Source organism: Rhodococcus sp. 5A-K4 (assembly GCF_046097995.1).
In the GTDB taxonomy this organism is placed as follows: Bacteria; Actinomycetota; Actinomycetes; order Mycobacteriales; family Mycobacteriaceae; genus Rhodococcus_F; species Rhodococcus_F erythropolis.
In genome coordinates this window covers 211,973-230,977 of sequence record NZ_JBJURM010000003.1, presented here as the reverse complement: position 1 = coordinate 230,977, position 19,005 = coordinate 211,973, and the positions used below count along the sequence as shown (strand labels likewise).

Annotated in this window: 18 protein-coding genes; 4 read left to right on the top strand and 14 right to left on the bottom strand. The window is 63.0% G+C overall.

All coding sequences use genetic code 11. The features are described from left to right. Positions 1–77 precede the first annotated feature (77 nt). From ACKAMS_RS05705 to ACKAMS_RS05695, 3 genes are all read left to right on the top strand, one after another. On the top strand, positions 78–860 hold the full coding sequence (locus tag ACKAMS_RS05705; RefSeq protein WP_408988731.1) for a pirin family protein: 783 nt from the start codon (positions 78–80) through the stop codon (positions 858–860). Positions 861–904: 44 nt separating this feature from the next. Further along, positions 905–1,831 (top strand): PaaI family thioesterase, encoded by a 927-nt coding sequence (locus ACKAMS_RS05700; protein WP_097386919.1) that lies wholly within the window; start codon positions 905–907, stop codon positions 1,829–1,831. 66 nt (positions 1,832–1,897) lie between these two features. After that, positions 1,898–2,881 carry an intradiol ring-cleavage dioxygenase gene (locus tag ACKAMS_RS05695; protein WP_007731412.1) on the top strand — a complete coding sequence of 328 codons (984 nt, stop codon included), beginning with the start codon at positions 1,898–1,900 and terminating at the stop codon, positions 2,879–2,881. Between the two features lie 13 nt (positions 2,882–2,894). On the opposite strand, the gene ACKAMS_RS05690 is transcribed toward ACKAMS_RS05695, so the two are convergent. The 3 genes from ACKAMS_RS05690 to ACKAMS_RS05680 are packed head-to-tail and all read right to left on the bottom strand — an operon-like array spanning position 2,895 to position 6,173. Next, the gene (locus ACKAMS_RS05690; protein ID WP_019745212.1) at positions 2,895–5,255 is read right to left on the bottom strand and encodes an excinuclease ABC subunit UvrA; all 2,361 of its coding nucleotides are present in this window, start codon (positions 5,253–5,255) and stop codon (positions 2,895–2,897) included. A gap of 52 nt (positions 5,256–5,307) precedes the next feature. Further along, the gene (locus tag ACKAMS_RS05685) at positions 5,308–5,718 is read right to left on the bottom strand and encodes a VOC family protein (protein ID WP_020909044.1); all 411 of its coding nucleotides are present in this window, start codon (positions 5,716–5,718) and stop codon (positions 5,308–5,310) included. Between the two features lie 5 nt (positions 5,719–5,723). Continuing rightward, complete coding sequence (locus tag ACKAMS_RS05680; RefSeq protein ID WP_019745214.1) at positions 5,724–6,173, bottom strand: helix-turn-helix transcriptional regulator; 450 nt, start codon at positions 6,171–6,173, stop codon at positions 5,724–5,726. Positions 6,174–6,286: 113 nt separating this feature from the next. Between ACKAMS_RS05680 and ACKAMS_RS05675 the strand changes: the two genes are divergently transcribed. Continuing rightward, a complete protein-coding gene (locus ACKAMS_RS05675; protein ID WP_019745215.1) occupies positions 6,287–8,245 on the top strand; it encodes a M13 family metallopeptidase in 1,959 nt (652 codons plus the stop codon). Positions 8,246–8,313: 68 nt separating this feature from the next. On the opposite strand, the gene ACKAMS_RS05670 is transcribed toward ACKAMS_RS05675, so the two are convergent. The 11 genes from ACKAMS_RS05670 to ACKAMS_RS05620 all read right to left on the bottom strand — a co-directional run bounded on the left by ACKAMS_RS05670 (position 8,314) and on the right by ACKAMS_RS05620 (position 18,942). Beyond that, positions 8,314–8,640, bottom strand: a complete 327-nt coding sequence (locus tag ACKAMS_RS05670; RefSeq protein ID WP_003940244.1) for a YnfA family protein — start codon at positions 8,638–8,640, stop codon at positions 8,314–8,316. A 16-nt stretch (positions 8,641–8,656) separates the two neighbouring features. Then, the gene (locus ACKAMS_RS05665) at positions 8,657–9,742 is read right to left on the bottom strand and encodes an ABC transporter ATP-binding protein (RefSeq protein ID WP_019745216.1); all 1,086 of its coding nucleotides are present in this window, start codon (positions 9,740–9,742) and stop codon (positions 8,657–8,659) included. A gap of 15 nt (positions 9,743–9,757) precedes the next feature. Further along, entirely contained in the window at positions 9,758–11,089 is a 1,332-nt protein-coding gene (locus tag ACKAMS_RS05660) for an ABC transporter substrate-binding protein (RefSeq protein ID WP_019745217.1), read from the bottom strand. A gap of 38 nt (positions 11,090–11,127) precedes the next feature. Continuing rightward, a complete protein-coding gene (locus ACKAMS_RS05655) occupies positions 11,128–12,030 on the bottom strand; it encodes a carbohydrate ABC transporter permease (protein WP_003939837.1) in 903 nt (300 codons plus the stop codon). Then, positions 12,027–13,001 (bottom strand): carbohydrate ABC transporter permease, encoded by a 975-nt coding sequence (locus ACKAMS_RS05650; RefSeq protein WP_172827032.1) that lies wholly within the window; start codon positions 12,999–13,001, stop codon positions 12,027–12,029. Before ACKAMS_RS05650 ends, ACKAMS_RS05655 begins: the two co-directional genes overlap by 4 nt. Before the next feature lie 74 nt (positions 13,002–13,075). After that, positions 13,076–13,999: an Ig-like domain-containing protein gene (locus ACKAMS_RS05645; RefSeq protein WP_064113418.1), complete on the bottom strand. Its 924-nt coding sequence runs from the start codon at positions 13,997–13,999 to the stop codon at positions 13,076–13,078. A 216-nt stretch (positions 14,000–14,215) separates the two neighbouring features. After that, on the bottom strand, positions 14,216–15,898 hold the full coding sequence (locus tag ACKAMS_RS05640) for an FAD-dependent oxidoreductase (protein WP_308371188.1): 1,683 nt from the start codon (positions 15,896–15,898) through the stop codon (positions 14,216–14,218). An 81-nt stretch (positions 15,899–15,979) separates the two neighbouring features. After that, positions 15,980–16,861 carry a hypothetical protein gene (locus tag ACKAMS_RS05635; RefSeq protein ID WP_408988730.1) on the bottom strand — a complete coding sequence of 294 codons (882 nt, stop codon included), beginning with the start codon at positions 16,859–16,861 and terminating at the stop codon, positions 15,980–15,982. A gap of 10 nt (positions 16,862–16,871) precedes the next feature. Further along, positions 16,872–17,090, bottom strand: coding sequence for a dodecin (locus ACKAMS_RS05630; RefSeq protein ID WP_003939815.1), 219 nt, complete (start codon positions 17,088–17,090; stop codon positions 16,872–16,874). 15 nt (positions 17,091–17,105) lie between these two features. Next, positions 17,106–18,317: a serine hydrolase domain-containing protein gene (locus ACKAMS_RS05625; RefSeq protein WP_041815251.1), complete on the bottom strand. Its 1,212-nt coding sequence runs from the start codon at positions 18,315–18,317 to the stop codon at positions 17,106–17,108. A gap of 109 nt (positions 18,318–18,426) precedes the next feature. Next, positions 18,427–18,942 carry a DUF6764 family protein gene (locus tag ACKAMS_RS05620; protein WP_020970725.1) on the bottom strand — a complete coding sequence of 172 codons (516 nt, stop codon included), beginning with the start codon at positions 18,940–18,942 and terminating at the stop codon, positions 18,427–18,429. Between the last annotated feature and the right edge of the window lie 63 nt (positions 18,943–19,005).

Below are 19,005 nucleotides of genomic sequence, written 5' to 3'. Positions count from 1 at the left end.
GCAGGTTCGTCGTAGGGTGGATGCCGGTAGTGGTGGATCCGGTAGTGATGGATCCCGGTGGCACAGAAGGAGGAGCCATGGCATCTGGTCGAGCACAGGCCCCACGGACGACACCGCACATCGATGTGCACCGCTCCGGTGATCGCTTGAAATCCCGCGTCTCCTGGCTGGATTCGAAACATTCGTTCTCGTTCGGACAGCATTACGATCCGGACAACACTCATCACGGATTGCTGCTCGTCAACAACGACGACACCGTACTGGCGGGAACCGGTTTCGATACCCATCCGCACAAGGACATGGAAATCGTGACCTGGGTGCTTCGCGGTTCGCTCGTGCACCAGGATTCCATCGGCCACACCGGCGTCATCTATCCAGGCCTCGCCCAGCGCATGAGCGCCGGCACCGGAATCATGCACAGTGAGAAGAACGATTCGTGGCGTATTGGCGGCGAACAGCATTCCGACCCCGTGCATTTCATCCAGATGTGGGTGGTACCCGACGAAGGTGGACTGACTCCCGGCTACGAACAACTCGAGATCGACGACGAACTGCTGCGCGGCGGTCTGATCCCGGTGGCCTCCGGAATGGAGCGCTACAAGGATCATTCGGCGATTCGCATCAACAACAAGAACGCCGCCATGCACGTCGCGCGGATTCTGCCCGGCACCTCCGTGAATCTTCCCAGCGCACCGTTCCTGCACGTCTTCGTTGCGCAGGGCACTGCCGAGATGGAGGGCGTCGGCACACTGTACGAGGGTGATGCCGTCCGGTTGAGCGATTCGGGTGGGCAGCAACTGACCTCCGATGCCCGGGCGGAAGTCCTCGTCTGGGAGATGCATTCACGTATCGGTGGTTGAGACCCGGTCTCGGCAGGACTGGGCGCGCTGGAGATACTCGACGGATGAGCATCGACAACTCCGCCGCACCCGTCACACAACTTGACCCCCTCAACACCTTGATGGGTGTGCGCGCCGTATCGGTCGTGCCGGGCGACTTGGCCTTCGCGCAGGCAGTCGGCCCGCGCTTCCACGATCACCGTGGCAAGACGGTGCTCGGTTCCATCGGCGTCATGATCGACGGTGCCATGGGCGGCGCGGTGTACTCGGGACTGACCTCGGGCCATCAATCCGTGCTCGCGCAGGTCACGGTCAGCGCGGGCGCCGACATTCCCGCTCTCGCAGACGTCGGCGCCACCGGCACGCTCGTGCATCTCGACGACGGCGTCGGGCTCGCGTCCGGTCAACTTCGCGACGAGAACGGCACCCTCCTGGCCGTGATGGCCGGCCGCGCAATGGTGGTCTCGCGTCCACCCGTCGTCGGAATCGACGACTACGTGGACGGTGCGCCGCTACCGGTCCCGACGCCGGAGAAAACGAGCAACCTGAGTGGGTTGTCGGGGTCCGACGTCGTCGAAGGTATCCGAGGCGGCAAACTCGAACGCGGACCGCTCGCCGGGCTACTCGATCTTGCTGTCGTCGACGTGACGCCAGGTTCCGTCGTCGGGGAGTTCGCACCCGTCGCCTGGATGGCCAACCCGCTGGGCGCCGTGCAGGGTGGTGTCCTCATCTCGGCAGTCGACGCCATTACGGGACTGGCAGCACAGACCCTGACCAGCTCCGATCAGGACTATCGCGTCCTCGACCACAAGATCGACTTCCTGCGCTCACCCGACATCGGCGGGCCGGTCTTACGCGCCGAGGCCTCCGTGATTCGTGCCGGGCGCAGGCTCGCGCTGATCGAAACGCGCATCGTCGACGCCGGCGGGCAGGTCTACGTACGGGCCACCTCGAGCATCCAGATGCTCTCCCAGCAAGTTCACAGCGGATAACCAGTTCCGCACCAGGTCGCCCGTCCACCATTGAGACAACAGCCCACACAATGGAGGTACAGCGGCGTGAACAAAGACATCGAAGCGAGCAGGCTACGCGTGAGCCGTCGACGGGCCCTCGCTCTCGGCGGAACCATCAGTCTCGGCGGGCTCATCGCAGCCTGTTCCGGTAACAGTGGCACCGCCACGACGACTTCGGCCGCGGCTGCATCGACGACAACCACTTCCGGCGCTTCCGCAGCGGCCACGTCCGGCGATGCCGTCACCGCACTTCTGGCCAAAGCACCGCAGTGCGTCATGAGCAAGGAAGAGACACAGGGCCCCTACTGGTTCGACGTCGACTCCATTCGCGGCGACATCCGCGAAGACCGTCCGGGCACCACACTGCAGGTGGCAATGCGCGTGCAGGACAACAGCCAGTGCAACGTCGACGGCAGCATCGGCGCGGTCTCCAACGCCGTCGTCGAGATCTGGCACTGCGACGCCGGCGGCGTGTACTCCGGCTTCGAATCCGGTTCGCTGAGCGCCAACGGCGGCGGCGGTGGCGGAACTCCCCCGGCCGGCGGGATGGGTGAACCTCCGTCAGGTGCACCCGGAGGTGGAATGGGCGAACCTCCGTCAGGTGCACCCGGAGGAATGGGCGGCGGCATGGGCGGTTCCGGAGAGACCTCCGACGGTTCGTACAGCGTCGGCGACACCGAAGCCACCACCACCGACGACGGCACCTACCTGCGCGGCGCCCAGACCACCGATGCAAACGGCATCGCGCAGTTCACCACGATCTTTCCCGGCTGGTACATGGGCCGCACCACCCACATTCACGTCAAGGTGCACATCGACAAGAAGACGGTCCTCACGTCGCAGACCTTCTTCGACGAGACCCTTCTCGACGAGGTGTACTCGCAGTCCCCGTACAGCGAGCACACCGGTCGTGAGAACAACACGAACAACGCCAGTGACGGTATCTACGACGACACCGGCCTCATGACCGTCGAGAAGCAGTCGGACGGTTCCTACCTCGCCGTCATCAACCTGGGTATCGACGCCTGAGGTAGGAGCCGACTCAGCCGCCGACGTATGCCGCGAGGTGCTTTCCGGTGAGGGTGGAGCCGTCGGCGACGAGCTCCTCGGGAGTGCCTTCGAAGACGATCCGACCGCCGTCGTGACCGGCTCCAGGGCCGAGGTCGATGATCCAGTCGGCGTGCGCCATCACGGCCTGGTGGTGCTCGATGACGATGACGGACTTACCGGAATCGACGAGTCGATCGAGCAGGCCGAGCAACTGCTCGACGTCGGCCAGGTGCAGTCCGGTGGTCGGCTCGTCGAGGACGTACACGCCACCCTTCTCGCCGAGGTGCGTCGCCAGCTTGATGCGCTGACGCTCACCGCCCGACAGCGTCGTCAACGGCTGGCCGATCGTGAGGTACCCGAGCCCCACGTCGACCAGTCGGACGAGGATCTTGTGCGCAGCGAGCGTCTTCGCCTCACCGTCGCCGAAGAACTCCTCGGCCTCGGCCACCGACATCGTGAGAACCTCGTTGATGTCCTTGCCACCGAATTTGTATTCGAGAACTTCCGCCTGGAAGCGCTTGCCTTCGCACTCCTCGCAGAGAGTGGCAACGCCGGCCATCATCGCCAGGTCGCTGTAGATGACGCCGTTGCCGTTGCACGTCGGGCAGGCGCCTTCGGAGTTGGCACTGAAGAGCGCCGGCTTCACGCCGTTGGCCTTCGCGAATGCCTTGCGGATCGGGTCGAGCAGCCCGGTGTACGTTGCCGGGTTGCTCCGACGCGAGCCGCGGATCGCACTCTGATCGACCGACACCACGTCCTCGCGTTTCGCGAGCGAGCCGTGGATCAGCGAACTCTTACCCGATCCGGCCACACCAGTCACCACGACCAGTACACCGAGCGGTACGTCGACATCTACATCTTGGAGGTTGTGTGAGTTCGCTCCACGAATCTCGATTGCTCCGGTGGACTCCCGCACGGTCTCCTTGAGGGCGGCCCGGTCGTCGAAGTGACGCCCGGTGACCGTATCGCTGGCTCGCAAGCCATCGACTGTGCCCTCGAAGCAGACGTTTCCACCGGCGCTACCCGCGCCTGGCCCGAGGTCGACGATGTGATCGGCGATCACGATCGTCTCCGGCTTGTGCTCGACAACGAGCACGGTGTTGCCCTTGTCCCGCAGGCGCAGCAGAAGATCGTTCATCCTCGCGATGTCGTGCGGATGCAGGCCGGTAGTGGGCTCGTCGAATACATACGTGATGTCGGTGAGCGAGGAACCCAGGTGCCGAATCATCTTGGTGCGCTGAGCTTCACCACCGGACAGCGTTCCCGACGGACGGTCGAGACTGAGGTAGCCGAGTCCGATCTCCACGAAGGAGTCGAGCGTTTCGCCGAGCGTCGTGAGCAAAGGCGCGACCGATGGTTCCTTCAGACCGCTGACCCATTCCGCGAGATCGCTGATCTGCATCGAGCAGGCGTCGGCGATGTTGACGCCCTTGATCTTCGACGACCGCGCGCCCTCGCTCAAACGCGTCCCGTCACATTCAGGGCAGGTGGTGAACGTGATCGCCCGCTCGACGAATGCCCGGATGTGGGGCTGCATCGCGTCGACGTCCTTGGCGAGGAACGACTTCTGAATCTGCGGAATCAGACCCGTGTACGTCAGGTTGATGCCTTCGACCTTGATCTTGGTCGGCTCTTTGTAGAGCAGATCGTTCAGTTCCTTCTTGGTGTACTTCTTGATCGGCTTGTCGGGATCGAAGAAACCGCAGCCGCGGTAGATCCGGCCGTACCAACCCTCCATGCTGTAGCCGGGGACCGTGATCGCACTCTCGTTGAGCGACTTGGTGTCGTCGTACAACGCGGTCAGATCGAAATCGTTGACCGCCCCTCGTCCCTCACATCGCGGACACATGCCGCCGGTGATCTTGAAGCTACGACGCTCTTTCGTCTGACGTCCGCCGCGTTCCATCGTGACCGCGCCTGCTCCGGAGATCGAGGCCACGTTGAACGAAAACGCCTGAGGTGAACCGATGTGAGGCTTTCCGAGACGGCTGAACAAGATGCGGAGCATCGCGTTGGCGTCGGTGGCGGTTCCGACTGTCGAGCGCGGGTCGACGCCCATCCGCTGTTGATCGACGATGATCGCGGTGGTCAGGCCGTCGAGAACATCGACGTCCGGCCGCGCGAGCGTCGGCATGAATCCTTGAACGAAAGCGCTGTAGGTCTCGTTGATCATCCGCTGCGATTCCGCGGCGATCGTACTGAACACCAGCGAGCTCTTTCCCGAACCGGAGACGCCGGTGAATACCGTCAGCCTCCGCTTCGGGATCTCGACGCTGATGTCTTCGAGATTGTTCACCCGCGCGCCTTGCACGCGGATCAAATCGTGGCTGTCTGCAGTGTGCAGGGCAGTCATCGTGTCTCCATCTGTCAGTCGATCGCCGACGGTCTCAGCGCAGTTGACGGTCTCAGCGCAGTTCTTGAATACGGATCAGGTTTCCCGCTGGGTCGCGGACGGCGCAATCGCGAACGCCGTACGGCTGCTCGGTCGGTTCCTGGACGACGTCGATGTCGCCGGCCTGAAGCCGCTCGAACGTATCGTCCAGATCTTTGGTGGCCAGAAGAAGTCCGCCGTACGTGCCCTTGGCCATCATCTCGATGATGGTGCGGCGCTCGTCGTCGGTGATTCCGGGATCGACGGCCGGCGGATGCAACACGATGGAGGTGCCGGGCTGGCCGGGCGGCCCCACCGTGATCCATCGCATCCCGTCGTATCCGACGTCGTTGCGCACCTCGAACCCAAGGGTGTCGCGGTAGAAGTTCAGGGCGGCGTCAGGGTCGTCCTGCGGAAGGAAACTCGAGTGAATGGTGATGTCCATGGCGATCACGTTAATTGCGGTTGTGGGTTCTGCGCTTCTCGATTCCTGATCGGTCTGGTGACTTGTTTGGACACACAGGACGGCATTCCGGCCGTCGACTGCTCGGCCTCGCGCCGATAGACGCTGGGCGGGACCCCTACCAATTCGGTGAACTTACTGCTGAAAGTGCCGAGAGAGCTGCAGCCGACTTCGAAGCAGACGTCCGTGACACTGAGGTCCCCGCGGCGCAGTAACGCCATTGCGCGCTCGATTCGCCTGGTCATCAGGTAGGCGTACGGCGGTTCGCCGTACGCCTGACGGAATTGGCGACTGAGATGCCCCGCAGACATGTTCACTCCCCGCGCGAGCGCCTCCACGTCCAGAGGCCGCGCGTACTCCCGGTCGATACGGTCACGCACGCGTCGTAGTCGCGCGAGGTCCTGCAGGTGCGGATCTGCGGCAGGTCTGCTGGTCACGTATTCGATCGTGCCATGCGGTACCGACGTTGCCCAGCACAAGAGATGAACTGGGGTGTGGAGCGATCACGCACACACCGAGCAGTTCGTCATGATCGTGTAAGGATGGAGAAATGACCACGGCTCATCGCTCAGGCATCGACCTCACCCACCTCGACGGCGACACACGGGCGCAGGACGATCTGTTCGTCCACGTCAACGGAAAATGGCTCGCCGAATACGAGATTCCGGCAGACCGCGCAGTCGACGGGGCCTTCCGGACGCTCTACGACAAGGCCGAAGAAGACGTACAGACCATCATCACCGAAGCCGCGGAGTCCAACTCTGCCGCCGGTACCGATGCACAGCGCATCGGCGACCTGTACTCGAGCTTCATGGACGCCGACGCCGTGGAGGCCGCGGGCCTCAGCCCCATCGACGACGAGCTGGACGCCGTCGCCGATGCGCCGGACCGGTCGTCGTTGGCCACCGTGATCGGACGCCACCAGCGCGTCGGCGTCGGCGGTGCCATCTCGCATTACGTCGACACCGATGCCAAGAATTCGGAGCGGTACCTGATCCACTTCAGCCAGTCGGGAATCAGCCTGCCCGACGAGTCGTATTACCGCGAGGACAACTACGCGGAGATCCGCGAGAAGTACGTCGCGCACATCGACAAGATGTTCACCCTCGCCGGCGTCGGCTACGACGCCCAGCGTGTGTTCGAACTCGAGAAGAAGATCGCGGCCGGGCATTGGGACGTCGTCAAGCGTCGTGACGCAGATCTGAGTTACAACCTCGTGGGCTTCGAGGAACTGACCGAGCAGAACCCCGGTTTGGACTGGGCGGCATGGCTGTCCGGTCTCGGCGCCGATTCGGAGAAGTTCGCCGAGATCGTGGTCCGTCAGCCCGATTTCCTGCACACCTTCACCGCACTCTGGGCGTCGGAGTCACTCGACGACTGGAAGGCATGGGCGGCGTGGAAGGTGCTGCACGCTCGCTCCCCCTACCTGCATTCCGCGCTGGTCGACGAGACCTTCGCTTTCTACGGCACCACGCTCTCGGGTACCGAAGAGAACCGTGAGCGCTGGAAGCGCGGGGTCAGCCTGGTTCAGGATCTGCTCGGCGAGGCCGTCGGCAAGCTCTACGTCGACCGTCACTTCCCCGCTGAGGCGAAGACCCGCATGCTGGAACTGGTCGCCAACCTGCAGGAGGCGTACCGCCGCAACATCTCCGACCTCGAGTGGATGAGCCCGCAGACTCGTGAGGCCGCATTGGCCAAGCTCGAGAAGTTCACGCCGAAGATCGGTTACCCCGACAAGTGGCGTGACTACGCCGGTCTCGATATCTCGGCTACCGACCTGGTGGGCAACTACCGTCGTGGATACGCCGCCGAGTACGACCGTGACCTGGCCAAGCTGGGTGGCCCCGTGGACCGTGACGAGTGGTTCATGACGCCGCAGACCGTCAACGCCTACTACAACCCGGGCATGAACGAAATCGTGTTCCCCGCAGCCATTCTCCAGCCGCCGTTCTTCGACGCCGCAGCCGACGACGCCGCCAACTACGGCGGCATCGGTGCCGTCATCGGCCACGAGATCGGGCACGGCTTCGACGATCAGGGCGCCAAGTACGACGGCGACGGCAACATGGTCGACTGGTGGACCGACGAGGATCGTAGCGAATTCGGCAAGCGCACAAAGGCTCTCATCGAGCAGTACAACGAGTTCGAGCCCAAGGAACTGCCGGGCCACCACGTCAACGGTGAATTCACGATCGGCGAGAACATCGGCGATCTCGGCGGGCTGTCGATCGCGATCGCGGCGTACAAGATCGCGACCGAAGGTACCGAACCTCCGGTCATCGACGGACTCACCGGTCTGCAGCGCGTGTTCTTCGGGTGGGCGCAGGTATGGCGCACGAAGGCCCGTGAGGCCGAAGCGCTTCGCCGTCTGGCCGTCGACCCGCACTCGCCGCCGGAGTTCCGGTGCAACGGCGTCGTCCGCAACCTCGACACGTTCCACGAGGAGTTCGACGTCAAGCCCGGTGACGCACTGTATTTGGAGCCGGAGAAGCGTGTGAAGATCTGGTAGCAAGGGCAAGCCCCTGTGCGCGCTTAAGGACCCCCTGGACTCCCTGAGCGCGCACGGGGCCGAAGGCCCTACCGGGCGTACATGATCACCCCGACGCCGACCAGACAGATCAGCGCACCGGCGATGTCGAAACGATCCGGGCGGAATCCGTCCATCACCACCGCCCACAGCAGTGAACCCGCTACGAAGATCCCGCCGTACGCGGCGAGGATGCGCCCGAAGTTCGCATCGGGTTGCATGGTCGCGACCAGACCGTAGAGACCGAGCGAGATGACGCCGAGCCCTACCCAGATCCAGCCCTTGTGCTCGCGAATTCCCTGCCACACCAACCACGCGCCCCCGATCTCGAGCAGCGCGGCGAGTACGAACAGCAAGAGCGAACGTGCGACGGTCATGCCGCACACAGTATCGCTACAGACGTACCCCGGTCTCCGCGGAAAAGAAGTACACCTCGCCGGCCTTGGGCAGCAGATGAAGCGACTCCCCCGGTGCCACCGACATCTTCCGATCGACGCGAATGACAATTCGGCCGGATCGGCTCTGCCACTGCGAATCCGGGGCACCCTTTGCATAGACGAACGATTCGGCGCCCAGCTCTTCAAGCAGGTCGGCATCCACGGCCAGCGAGCCCTTTCGCCACGCTCCCACCAGATCCCACGACTCGGGGCGCACTCCCACGACGACCCGCTCCCGCTCGGACGCCCCGGTGGGCAGCGGAATCCGCAGGTCACCGAGCACTGCGACGGTACCCTCGACCGGCGCTTCGATCAGGTTCATGCCGGGCGATCCGATGAAGGCGGCCACAAAGGTGTTGACGGGGTTGTCGTAAAGTTCCCGCGGCTTCGCCACCTGCTGCAAACGACCGTCCAGCATCACCGCCACCCGGTCCCCCATCGTCATCGCCTCGACCTGATCGTGGGTGACGTAGACCGTCGTGGTGCCGAGTCGACGCTGTAAGGCAGCGATCTGCGACCGCGTGCTCACGCGTAGTTTGGCGTCCAGATTGCTGAGCGGCTCATCCATGCAGAACACCTTGGGATGGCGAACGATGGCCCTACCCATGGCAACTCGCTGACGTTGCCCACCGGACAACTTTGCCGGTTTACGTCCGAGCAGCGGTTCGAGTTCAAGCATCCGTGCTGCCTCGAGTACCCGCTCACGCCGTTCGGACTTTCCCACTCCCGCGTTCTGGAGCGCAAAACCCATGTTCTGCTCGACGGTCATGTTCGGGTACAGCGCGTAACTCTGAAACACCATGGCGACGTCACGTGCTCGCGGCGCGAGATGCGTGACGTCCGTGCCGCCGATCTCGATCCGGCCGTCCGACGCGGATTCGAGACCGGCGAGCATTCGCAGGCTGGTGGACTTACCGCAACCGGAAGGCCCTACGAGTACCAGGAACTCACCGTCGGCGATGTCGAGGTCGAGACGGTCGACTGCCGGTCGATCGGTTCCTTCGTAGCGGTGCGTGACTCCCGCGAATTGCACGTTGGCCATGAGTGTTCTCTCCTACTACTTCGGCAGCTTTGGGGTGATCTGCCGGTCGATGATCTGCTGCAACTGGGTGGCAACGCCGGCGAATGTCGATGCGACGTCGGCTTTCTGGAGAGCGATCTGCTCGAGTCCGGTGCCGATGATCTGATCGCCACCCGGGACGAACACGCGTGCGTAGTCCTGCGAGCGCGTACGCGAAAGCTGATCCACAGCGGTACGGGAGTTCGGATTCGCGTCGAGGAATGCCTTCATGCTCGGCTCCGACGTTGCCGACTTGCGGACCGGCATGTAGCCGACGTTCTGCGAGAAGTACGCCGTGTTCTCACCATTGGTGATGAAGTCGATGAACTTGAGCGCGTTCTTCTTACGCTGATCGGAGATCTTGGACGGGATGGCAAGCCCGGCGCCGCCGGTGGGGCAACCGGGAGTTCCGTCCACTGCCGGGAGGAACGCGGTGCCGAAGTCGAAGTTGGCAGTCTTCTTGATGCCGGACAGGTCACCCGTCGACGCGATGGTCGACGCCAGGATGCCCGTACCGAATTCGTTTGCGATGTCAGTGGAGACCGCGGCGTACTTCTTGTCGTGAATCATGCTGGAGAGGAACTGCCCTGCGGCAATGGTCTTCTCGTTGTCGAGCTGCAGATTCCACTGGTCGGAGTACGATCCGCCGAACGTCCAGATGGGGCCTTCGTAGGTCCAGCCGAGGTAATCCTTCGCGTTGCCCCACCCGTGTGCCAACTTGCCGTTGCCCACGACCTTCTGCAGCTCAGGTCCCCACTCGTCGAACTCCTGCCACGTTGCAGGCCCACGGTCGGGAAGTCCGGCCTGCGACCAGACCGCCTTGTTGTAGTAGAACAACGGCGTCGACCGCGCATAGGGAAGTGCGTAGTGCTTGCCCTGGAACAGGTAGTCGGCGAGCAACGAGTCGACGTAGTCGGCCGAGTCGACGCCCACCTCGGAGAAGAGTCCGTCGAGCGGCTCGATTGCCCCGGCAAGTGCGTAGTTGAACCACCAGACATCCGACAGCACAACCACATCGGGAACATCTCCGCCGGAGAGAGCAGCGTTGAACTTCTGCGCCACCTCTTCGTAGTTCTTGCCGCCGTCCACCAAGTTGACCTTCAAGTCCGGGTACTTGGTCTGGAAGCGGTTGATCAATTCCTTCTCCACGTCGGTGGACTTACCCGGGTGGTTCGACCAGAAGGTGATGGTGTTGGACTCACCCGACGCACCGGATGTTCCCGCAGCATCAGCGCTGGAACCACCGGATCCCGCGCACGCGGTCAGTGCTGCGCCGGCGGCGATTGCACCGCCGAGGCTCAGAAATCCGCGCCTGTTCATGTTTGCCATTACTGCTCCTCGAGGAAGAAATGTGACGGGAAAAGCTGTCAGCCCTTGACCGCACCGGAGGTGAGGCCTTTGATCATGTGTCGTTGCAGCAGAAGGAAAATCACCAGGATCGGTAGCATCGTCAGTACCGTTCCTGCCATGACGGGACCCCAGTTGGTGAGTCCGTCGTTGTTCTGCAGTTGGGTCAATCCGATCGGCAGCGGCGCCACCGAGGAATCGTCGGACATGAGGAACGGCCACAGGTACTCGTTCCATTCGTTGACCACCGTGATGATGCCGAACGCCACCATCGTGGGCCCGGAAACGGGGAGCACCACGCGCCAGAGAAGCCGCCAGTGGCCGGCGCCGTCCATCCGCGCTGCCTCGACGATCTCCGAAGGGATCGAGAGAAAATGGTTGCGCATGAGGAACGTACCGAAGGCTACACCCGCGAGCGGAACTATGATGCCCTGGAACGTGTTACGCCAGCCCCACTCTGCCACGAGTGCGTAATTCGAGATCACGGTGATCTGGTTCGGAACCATCAATGCGGCGATGATTCCGAGAAAGACGAAGTTCTTCCCCGGGAAGCGCAGGAACACCAGCCCATAGGCGCTGAGAGTCCCCAGAACGAACTTCGCCGCGGACAGTATCGTCGTGATCACTATCGAGTTCCGCAGAAACATCCAGAACGGAACCGATGTCGTTGCTTCGGAATAGTTTTCGGGATGCAGCGATGACGGCCACCACGTTGCAGGCTGCGTGTAGATCTCCGGACGCTCCTTGAACGAGGTCATCACGATCCAGTAGAGCGGCAGGACGATGATGACCAACGCGATCACCATTGCCGCATAGCCGAGGATCTTCACGCCGACCTCACGCCGGTCCACGTTCTTGCGGTCCGGGCCGGGCCTAACGACGGAAGTCGGAGCAGCGCTTTTCTTTTCCTCTACCGCTGTCATTTCTCTTCTCCCCGATCCATGGCACGAACCTGGTAGACGGTGATGATCAGCAGGATCAGGAACATGATGGTGGCAACCGTCGCACCGTAGCCCGCCCGGAAGTTTCGGAACGTCTCGTTGTACACCTGGTAGACCATCGTCGTCGTCCCCGTACCCAGCGGGCCACCACGGGTCATGACGTTGATGATGTCGAAGACCTGGAGCGAGTTGAGCATGACGGTGATGGAGAGGAAGAACGTCGTCGGGCGCAACTGAGGTAGGAGAACCCGGCGGAACTTGGTCCACGGCTTGGCGCCGTCGATTTCGGCAGCTTCGTTCAGCTCCTGCCGAACTCCTTGCAGTGCAGCGAGATAGATGACAAACGTGTACCCGAGGTTCTTCCACATGTATGTCACCGTCACCATGAACAGCGCCCAGTGGGGATCCTGATAGAAGTCGGGCGATTGGAGTCCGACACGGTGCAGGAGATCCTGGATCAGGCCGAAGTTGGGGTCGAAGACGAACTGAAACGCGACACCGATCGCTGCACCGGAGATCACGAACGGCGCGAAGATCGCCGACCGAACCAGGTTTCGCCCGACGAGCTTGCGATCGAGCAGCATGGCCAACGCCAAACCGATGACCATCGAACCCACCACTGTAACCAACGTGAATATCACTGTGTTGGTGACGATCTGCCAGGTGTCGCTTCGTCCGAACCACTCGCGGTAGTTGCTCAGCCCGATGAACGTCGCCTTCGGGTCCGCAATGTTCCAGTCGAAGAACGAAAGTCGGATGTTGTCCACCAGCGGGCGATAGGTGAACAAGATCAGCAACGCGAGATTGGGGCCGACCAAGAGCGCGAAGAGCGCGTAATCACGCCATGGTCTGCCCCACAGACCTGGCTTGCCTGAAGTGGGCAGCGTTCTTTCCGGACTCGATCTCACTGAGGCAGTCTGACCGCCCGCAACGAATGAATGGTGAACGTACAAGACACTCGAGCTGAACGCGACACGAAAAAGGCCCTGCGCGAATACTTCTCGCGCAGGGCCTTCCTCGTCGATGTCTAGCGGTTCCAGTCGCCCAATCCGTCGGCGCCGCTGAGGACTCCACCTGCGGTGTTCTGCACGATCACCGGGTCACCCTTGCCTGCGTTCTCGAAGAACCACTTGGCGTCCTCGGTGCTGACATTGAGGCAGCCGTGGCTGACGTTGGTGAAACCTTGTTGCGCAACCGACCACGGAGCGGCATGGACGAAGATGCCACTGTAGGAAATTCGTGTCGCGTACTCGACGTAGGTGCGGTAACCCTCGGGAGAATCGATCGGGACGCCGTACGTGGACGAATCCATGTACATGTCGCGCAACTGCTCGCCGACGATGTACGTGCCGTTCGGTGTTTCGTGACCCGGCTTGCCGAACGACGTCGGCATGGTGCGCACGACCTCACCGTTGCGGGTGACGGTGACCTGCTTGGTGTTGTCGTCCGCGACGGTGACGAGTGCGTCACCGATGTTGAACGTGGAGTGCGAATCACCGGCGTCGACGGTCACGGAGATGTTCGCCGGCCAGAACTGTGTCGGCTTCCAACGGACCTGGCTGTCGTTGATCCAGTAGAAGCTGCCCTCGACCGGCGGATCGGTGGTCACGCGAATCGCGCGTTCGGCCGTAGCACGGTCGCCGACGGCCTCGTTGAATCGAATGATGATCGGTTGCGCGATACCGACGGTCTCGCCCGCGGACGGATTGAGCGACGGCGCGGAGAAGTTGGGAGCGCCGATGGGCGCCTGGATCGGCGTACCCGGGATGCCCGGAACCGGAATCGCCGGATCGAGGTACGGAACGCCGGGAATGACGGGCAACGGAATGTCCGGTCCACCGGGGAAGAGAGGAACGGCCGCGGAAGGTCCGGCGAGAGCCAGGCCGGCAGCCACCGCTCCGACGATTGCCACGGCAACCCGTGACGTCCGACGACCCTGTTTGCTGCCCATGTCACTACCTTCGCTCGAATGACCACGTACTCACGTGGAGTTTGCGCGGCCGGCATCGATACCCGCCTGGTACCGATGCCGATGCACCATTCGGACGCACCCGCTCGGAGCACACCTACACACCCGAGCACGCCGAAGAGAGCAAACCGCACATTTCCATAGTCATTAACACACAAATGCGGCAATCGAGCAATTCGGATGTTCGCCCAAACGTTGCTATCCCTCGCTGCGGGCAGCCGCCAACATGGATTCGATGGAGATGAGTTTGGTTCGCGGCCGTCCGGTTGCGGCACCGGATGCGCGTTCTGCCTTGTCGATCCGCTGCCAACCTTGGTAGTCCACCTGATCCGGCGACCGATCTGCCAGCAGAACCTGCAACTTGTCAGCGTCCTCGGTCGGCGTGGCGAGGCGCCCACCAGCGAAGTCGTCGAAGATCATCGACACAGTCTCGGCGGAGCAGTACTTGTTGGTGCCGATTACGCCGGTCGGTCCGCGCTTGATCCAACCCGCGACGTAGACACCCGGGATCGGCGTGCCGGTGTCGGTGTCGATCACGCGGCCGTTCTCGTTGGGGATCACGCCGCGAGCGTCGTCGAAGGGCAAGTCGGCCATCGGTGTGCCGCGGTATCCGACCGACCGAAGCACCAGGGAGGTGTCGATCGTCTCCTCGGTTTCGGTAGGCCGGGCGGAGAGCTGACCGGTCGGCGTTGCCACCAACTCGTTTTTCACGATCCGCACCTGTGCGACTGCGTCGTCACCGAGGATCTCGACGGGCGAGGTGAGGAACCGGAGAACGATCCGCTTGCGGGAAGGATCTGCGGTACGGGAAGCAAATTCCTGCGCCTGCTTGACCTTGAGCAGCACGGACGGCTCCGCGGCATCGCTGTCCACGAACGCCTGACTGGCCTCGTCGAGTTCGGCTTCGATCGGGTCGACGACTACGTCCACGTTCGCCATCTGTCCGAGGGCCAACAGTTCGGGATTGGTGTACGCGGCCTGCGCCGGCCCGCGACGGCCGAGAATGACGACCTCACGAATCTTGCTGTTACGCAGCGCTTCCAATGCGTGCTCGGCGAGGTCCGTCTTCGCCAGCTGGTCAGGGTCGGTCACCAGGATGCGTGCGACGTCGAGTGCGACGTTGCCGTTTCCGACGATCACCGCTCGCTCGCCGGACAGATCGAAAGTCCGATCGGCATATCCCGGGTGGCCGTTGTACCAGGCGACGAACTCGGTGGCAGCGTGACTTCCCGGCAGTTCCTCGCCCGGGATCTCGAGCTTGCGATCCCCGGCAGCGCCGACCGCGTAGATCACTGCGTGGTGATGGTCCAAGAGTTCCGAATGCGAGATGTGGGTACCCACCTCGACGTTGAAGTGGCAGCGCACGGTCTTTTTCGCGACCACGGCGCGGAACTGGTCGGTGACGCCTTTGGTTCCGGGATGATCCGGCGCCACGCCGGCGCGCACCAATCCGTAGGGAGTGGGAAGCCGATCGAACATGTCGACCTCCACGCGAGGCTTGCCGGTCAGTTCCATCGCCGCATAGCAGGCTGCGGGGCCGGAGCCGATGATCGCCACTTTCAGCGTTCCCAGTTCGGGATCGATCTTGGCCATCGTGATCGGCTCGGGCCAATCCGGGCCCATCGGATGCTTCTCGAAGTACGACGCGTTCATCTGCAGGTACGGCGCGTCGTCCTCGTCGAGTTCGTTGTCCGGGAAGATCGCCTCGACCGGGCACTCGTCCACACACGCACCACAATCGATGCAGGTGTCGGGATCGATGTAGAGCATTTCGGTGGTCGCGAACGGAGCTTCGTCCGGTGTCGGGTGAATGCAATTGACCGGACACACGTCAACACACGAGGCGTCGTTGCAGCACGGCTGCGTGATCACATACGCCATGACATTCCCCTATCCCTGAAACACGAAGCACGAACTGATTCCCAGACTATAACGTGTTCCAATTTGGCGCGAGAATCGTTTTCAGATCACCCCATTGCGCTTCAGCAGCCATACCGCCTGCACGGTGGCGTGACCTCGCCATTCCAACGCCGCGGCGGGCGAATAGCTGTCGAAATCCACCGCCCAACCGCCGTCGTCGTGTTGCCGTGCAGCGAGCGCGGACAGTTCGGAGTCGATCACCGCTGCATCGAACAACGCGCGGGTCGGACCGCCAGGAAGCGGTGAGAAATCGAGGGGCCGCATGAATTCGCCCTCGGCTCCCCCGTCCACGTGAACCAAGCCGTCAGCCGGGATACGCGAACCAAGAGTGCTCACCAACGACGACGCTTCGGGACTGTTCCGGTGAACCGCGTCGAGAAACTGCAAGGCAAAGGCGAGCTCGAGGGCATGCAGAGAATCCGCCCCGTCGATCGCGTCGAGGCAATATCGAACGGCAGAGGCGAACCACGGATGTCCGGCGACGGCCTCGTCGAATTCGGCAACGCGAGCCGCTGCAGCACACACGATGCTGGTGATCTGCAACGACGGCGCCGACGGGTCCGCGCTCACCCAGAAGGGCGCACACCCGGCTGGGTCGGCAATCGGGAAGGCGAAGGGCAAACCGCCGCCTGCCAGCGAATTGGTCTGCAACCAGTCGCACAGTTCGACCGATCTGGGCGTCGGCGTTCCGATGTCGGCAAAGGCTTCGAAGGCATGCAGCGCTCCGCCAGGTTGGCTGGTTGCCGAGCGAAGATCCGGTTCGAGTCCCCAGCCGTACCCACCGTCCGGGTTGCGATAACCGTCCACGGCCGCACAAGCCGCGGCCCGGTCACCCTGTCCGAGAATCAAATTCAGCCGATGCCGATCGAGAGTCCTGGCATGTCCCGCCATGAACCCGACGGCTGCCGTGAGATCAACACTCATGAAGAACGGTTCAGGATTCGTCGCCGTCGAGCCGGAAGCCGACCTTCAACGTGACCTGGAAATGCGCCACGGCGCCGTTCTCGATGTGGCCGCGAGTTTCCACCACCTCGAACCATTCGAGGTTGCGCACCGTCTCGTTCGCCCGGGCGATGGCGGTGCGAATTGCCGCGTCACTGCTCTCGGTGGACGAGCCGACGATCTCGGTCACCCGGTACACGTTGCTGCTCATGGCATTCCCTTCGTGTCAGATTCGACGAACCAACTCCTGCGCCTCGGCGCCGAGCCTCGCAAGGCGAAGATCACCGAGAGCTGTCACAGCACTACCCAACCTGTTGGTGGTGAAACCGAGCGAGAGTCCGCTGGACAGGTCCGCATACGCGCCTGAACCGCCGACTCCGTAGTGGCCTATCGCATTCCGCGGCTGCCGCCGCGCGGCAATGATCGGCGGGTGGTAACCGAGAGTCCAGTTGGGCCGCACCGCCAGCACGTAATCCCGATCGCGAGTCTGGATGGTCGACATCTGGTCGATGGTCGATTCCTTCAGGAACCGCTTCCCGTCGATCACGCCGCCGTTCGCGATGGCGCCGTACATCTTCGCGAGAGCACGCGCGCTGAACACTCCGTTCCAGCCCGGCATGACGGCGTCGTGGACAGCCGGGTTGCGCACCATGACGTCGAAACCGTCCGGCATCGCGGCCTCCGCGAGTCCGCGAGTCGGACCGACGTGTGAGAGCACGGTAGACGCGAAGGCCCAGTTCAAGCCGGCAGGGTTGATATGTGGGAACAGCTTCGCGATCCGTGGACGCTCGGTTTCGGGTACGCGGTACCAGAATTCGTCGACTCCGAGGGGCTTCGCTATCTCCGCTTGTACGACATCGATGAACGGCTGACCGGACACCCTGGCCACAAGTTCGGCTACCAACCAGCCGTAGGTCACAGCGTGATAGCCGGGGCCTCGAAGCCGACGCGGATCCGGCTTCTCGGCAGCCAGGGCGGCAACGACCGCGTCGTAGTCCATCAGGTCGAGGGGATGCGGCATCAGGCCGCGAACGCGGTGAAGGCCCGCGCGATGTGACATCAGTTCCCGGACGGTGATCTTGTCCTTGCCGGCCGCTGCGAATTCGGGCCAGTACTGAGCAACCGGAGAGTCGTAGTCGATCAGCCCGCGTTCGGCGAGTCGATGAACGACGGTGCTGGCCACGCCCTTGCCGGTCGAGAAGGAAAGCGACACCGTGTCGTGGTCCCAGCGCCTGTCGCGGTCGGCATTGCCGGCCCAGATGTCGAGAACTTTCTCACCGCCCAGGTACACGACCAGCGCGCCGCCGCCTTGTTGCGGTTGGCGATACATCGCGAAGAAGCGGTCGGCCAAGGGAAGGAATCGCCGGTCCACATACAGCTCGGTGCGCGAAGGCACCTCCACCCGGGCGAGCGAACCCCGTCGTGCATTGGGAGCCATCGCGTCCTCCGATCCCCGCTGATTCAAGTTGTCCGGTCACCGGATCGGTGGCAGGAGCTTGACACCATTGTGACCACTGTCACGCAAGAGGCTCAGGACCGGGGTGCACTCACGGGGTGACCCACGTCGAAGTGCCGTCGCTGACACATCCCTGACCTGTGGCAAGGTTGAAAACAAGGGTGGGACCACCCGAGCAGATCGCCCCGACGTCCGCGTCACCCACCGCCGCTCTGCCGCCAGGTCCGCTGAGCACCACGGCAAAGGGTGAGGAGTCTGTGCGACCGAGTGCGAGCGAACCCGGGCCGTACGCAACGGCGGCAAGCAGCCCACCGCGCGACTCCGCTGCAGCAACGCCGCCGAAGAGTCCGACGCCCGCCGACCGGCCACCGTCTCGCGAATCGGCGACGCCGACGCCGTCGCCCTCCACGTGTGAAATCGCGTAACTGGAGGGATCTGCCACCGCTCGGCATGCGGATGACCCGTCGACGATCGTCTGATCTTGGCCGCGCGCCGAACAATCCAACGTCGCGGCCGACGCTGTTCCGCTACCGAGTGACAATCCGAAGGCGGCAAGAATCACGCCACCCGCCGCTAAGCCTGCTGCTCGCATTTTCCGGCGATCCATATCCAACCCCCACAGTGCATTCGACGTGACCGTACATTCGACGTCTAATCGAATTACCCGATA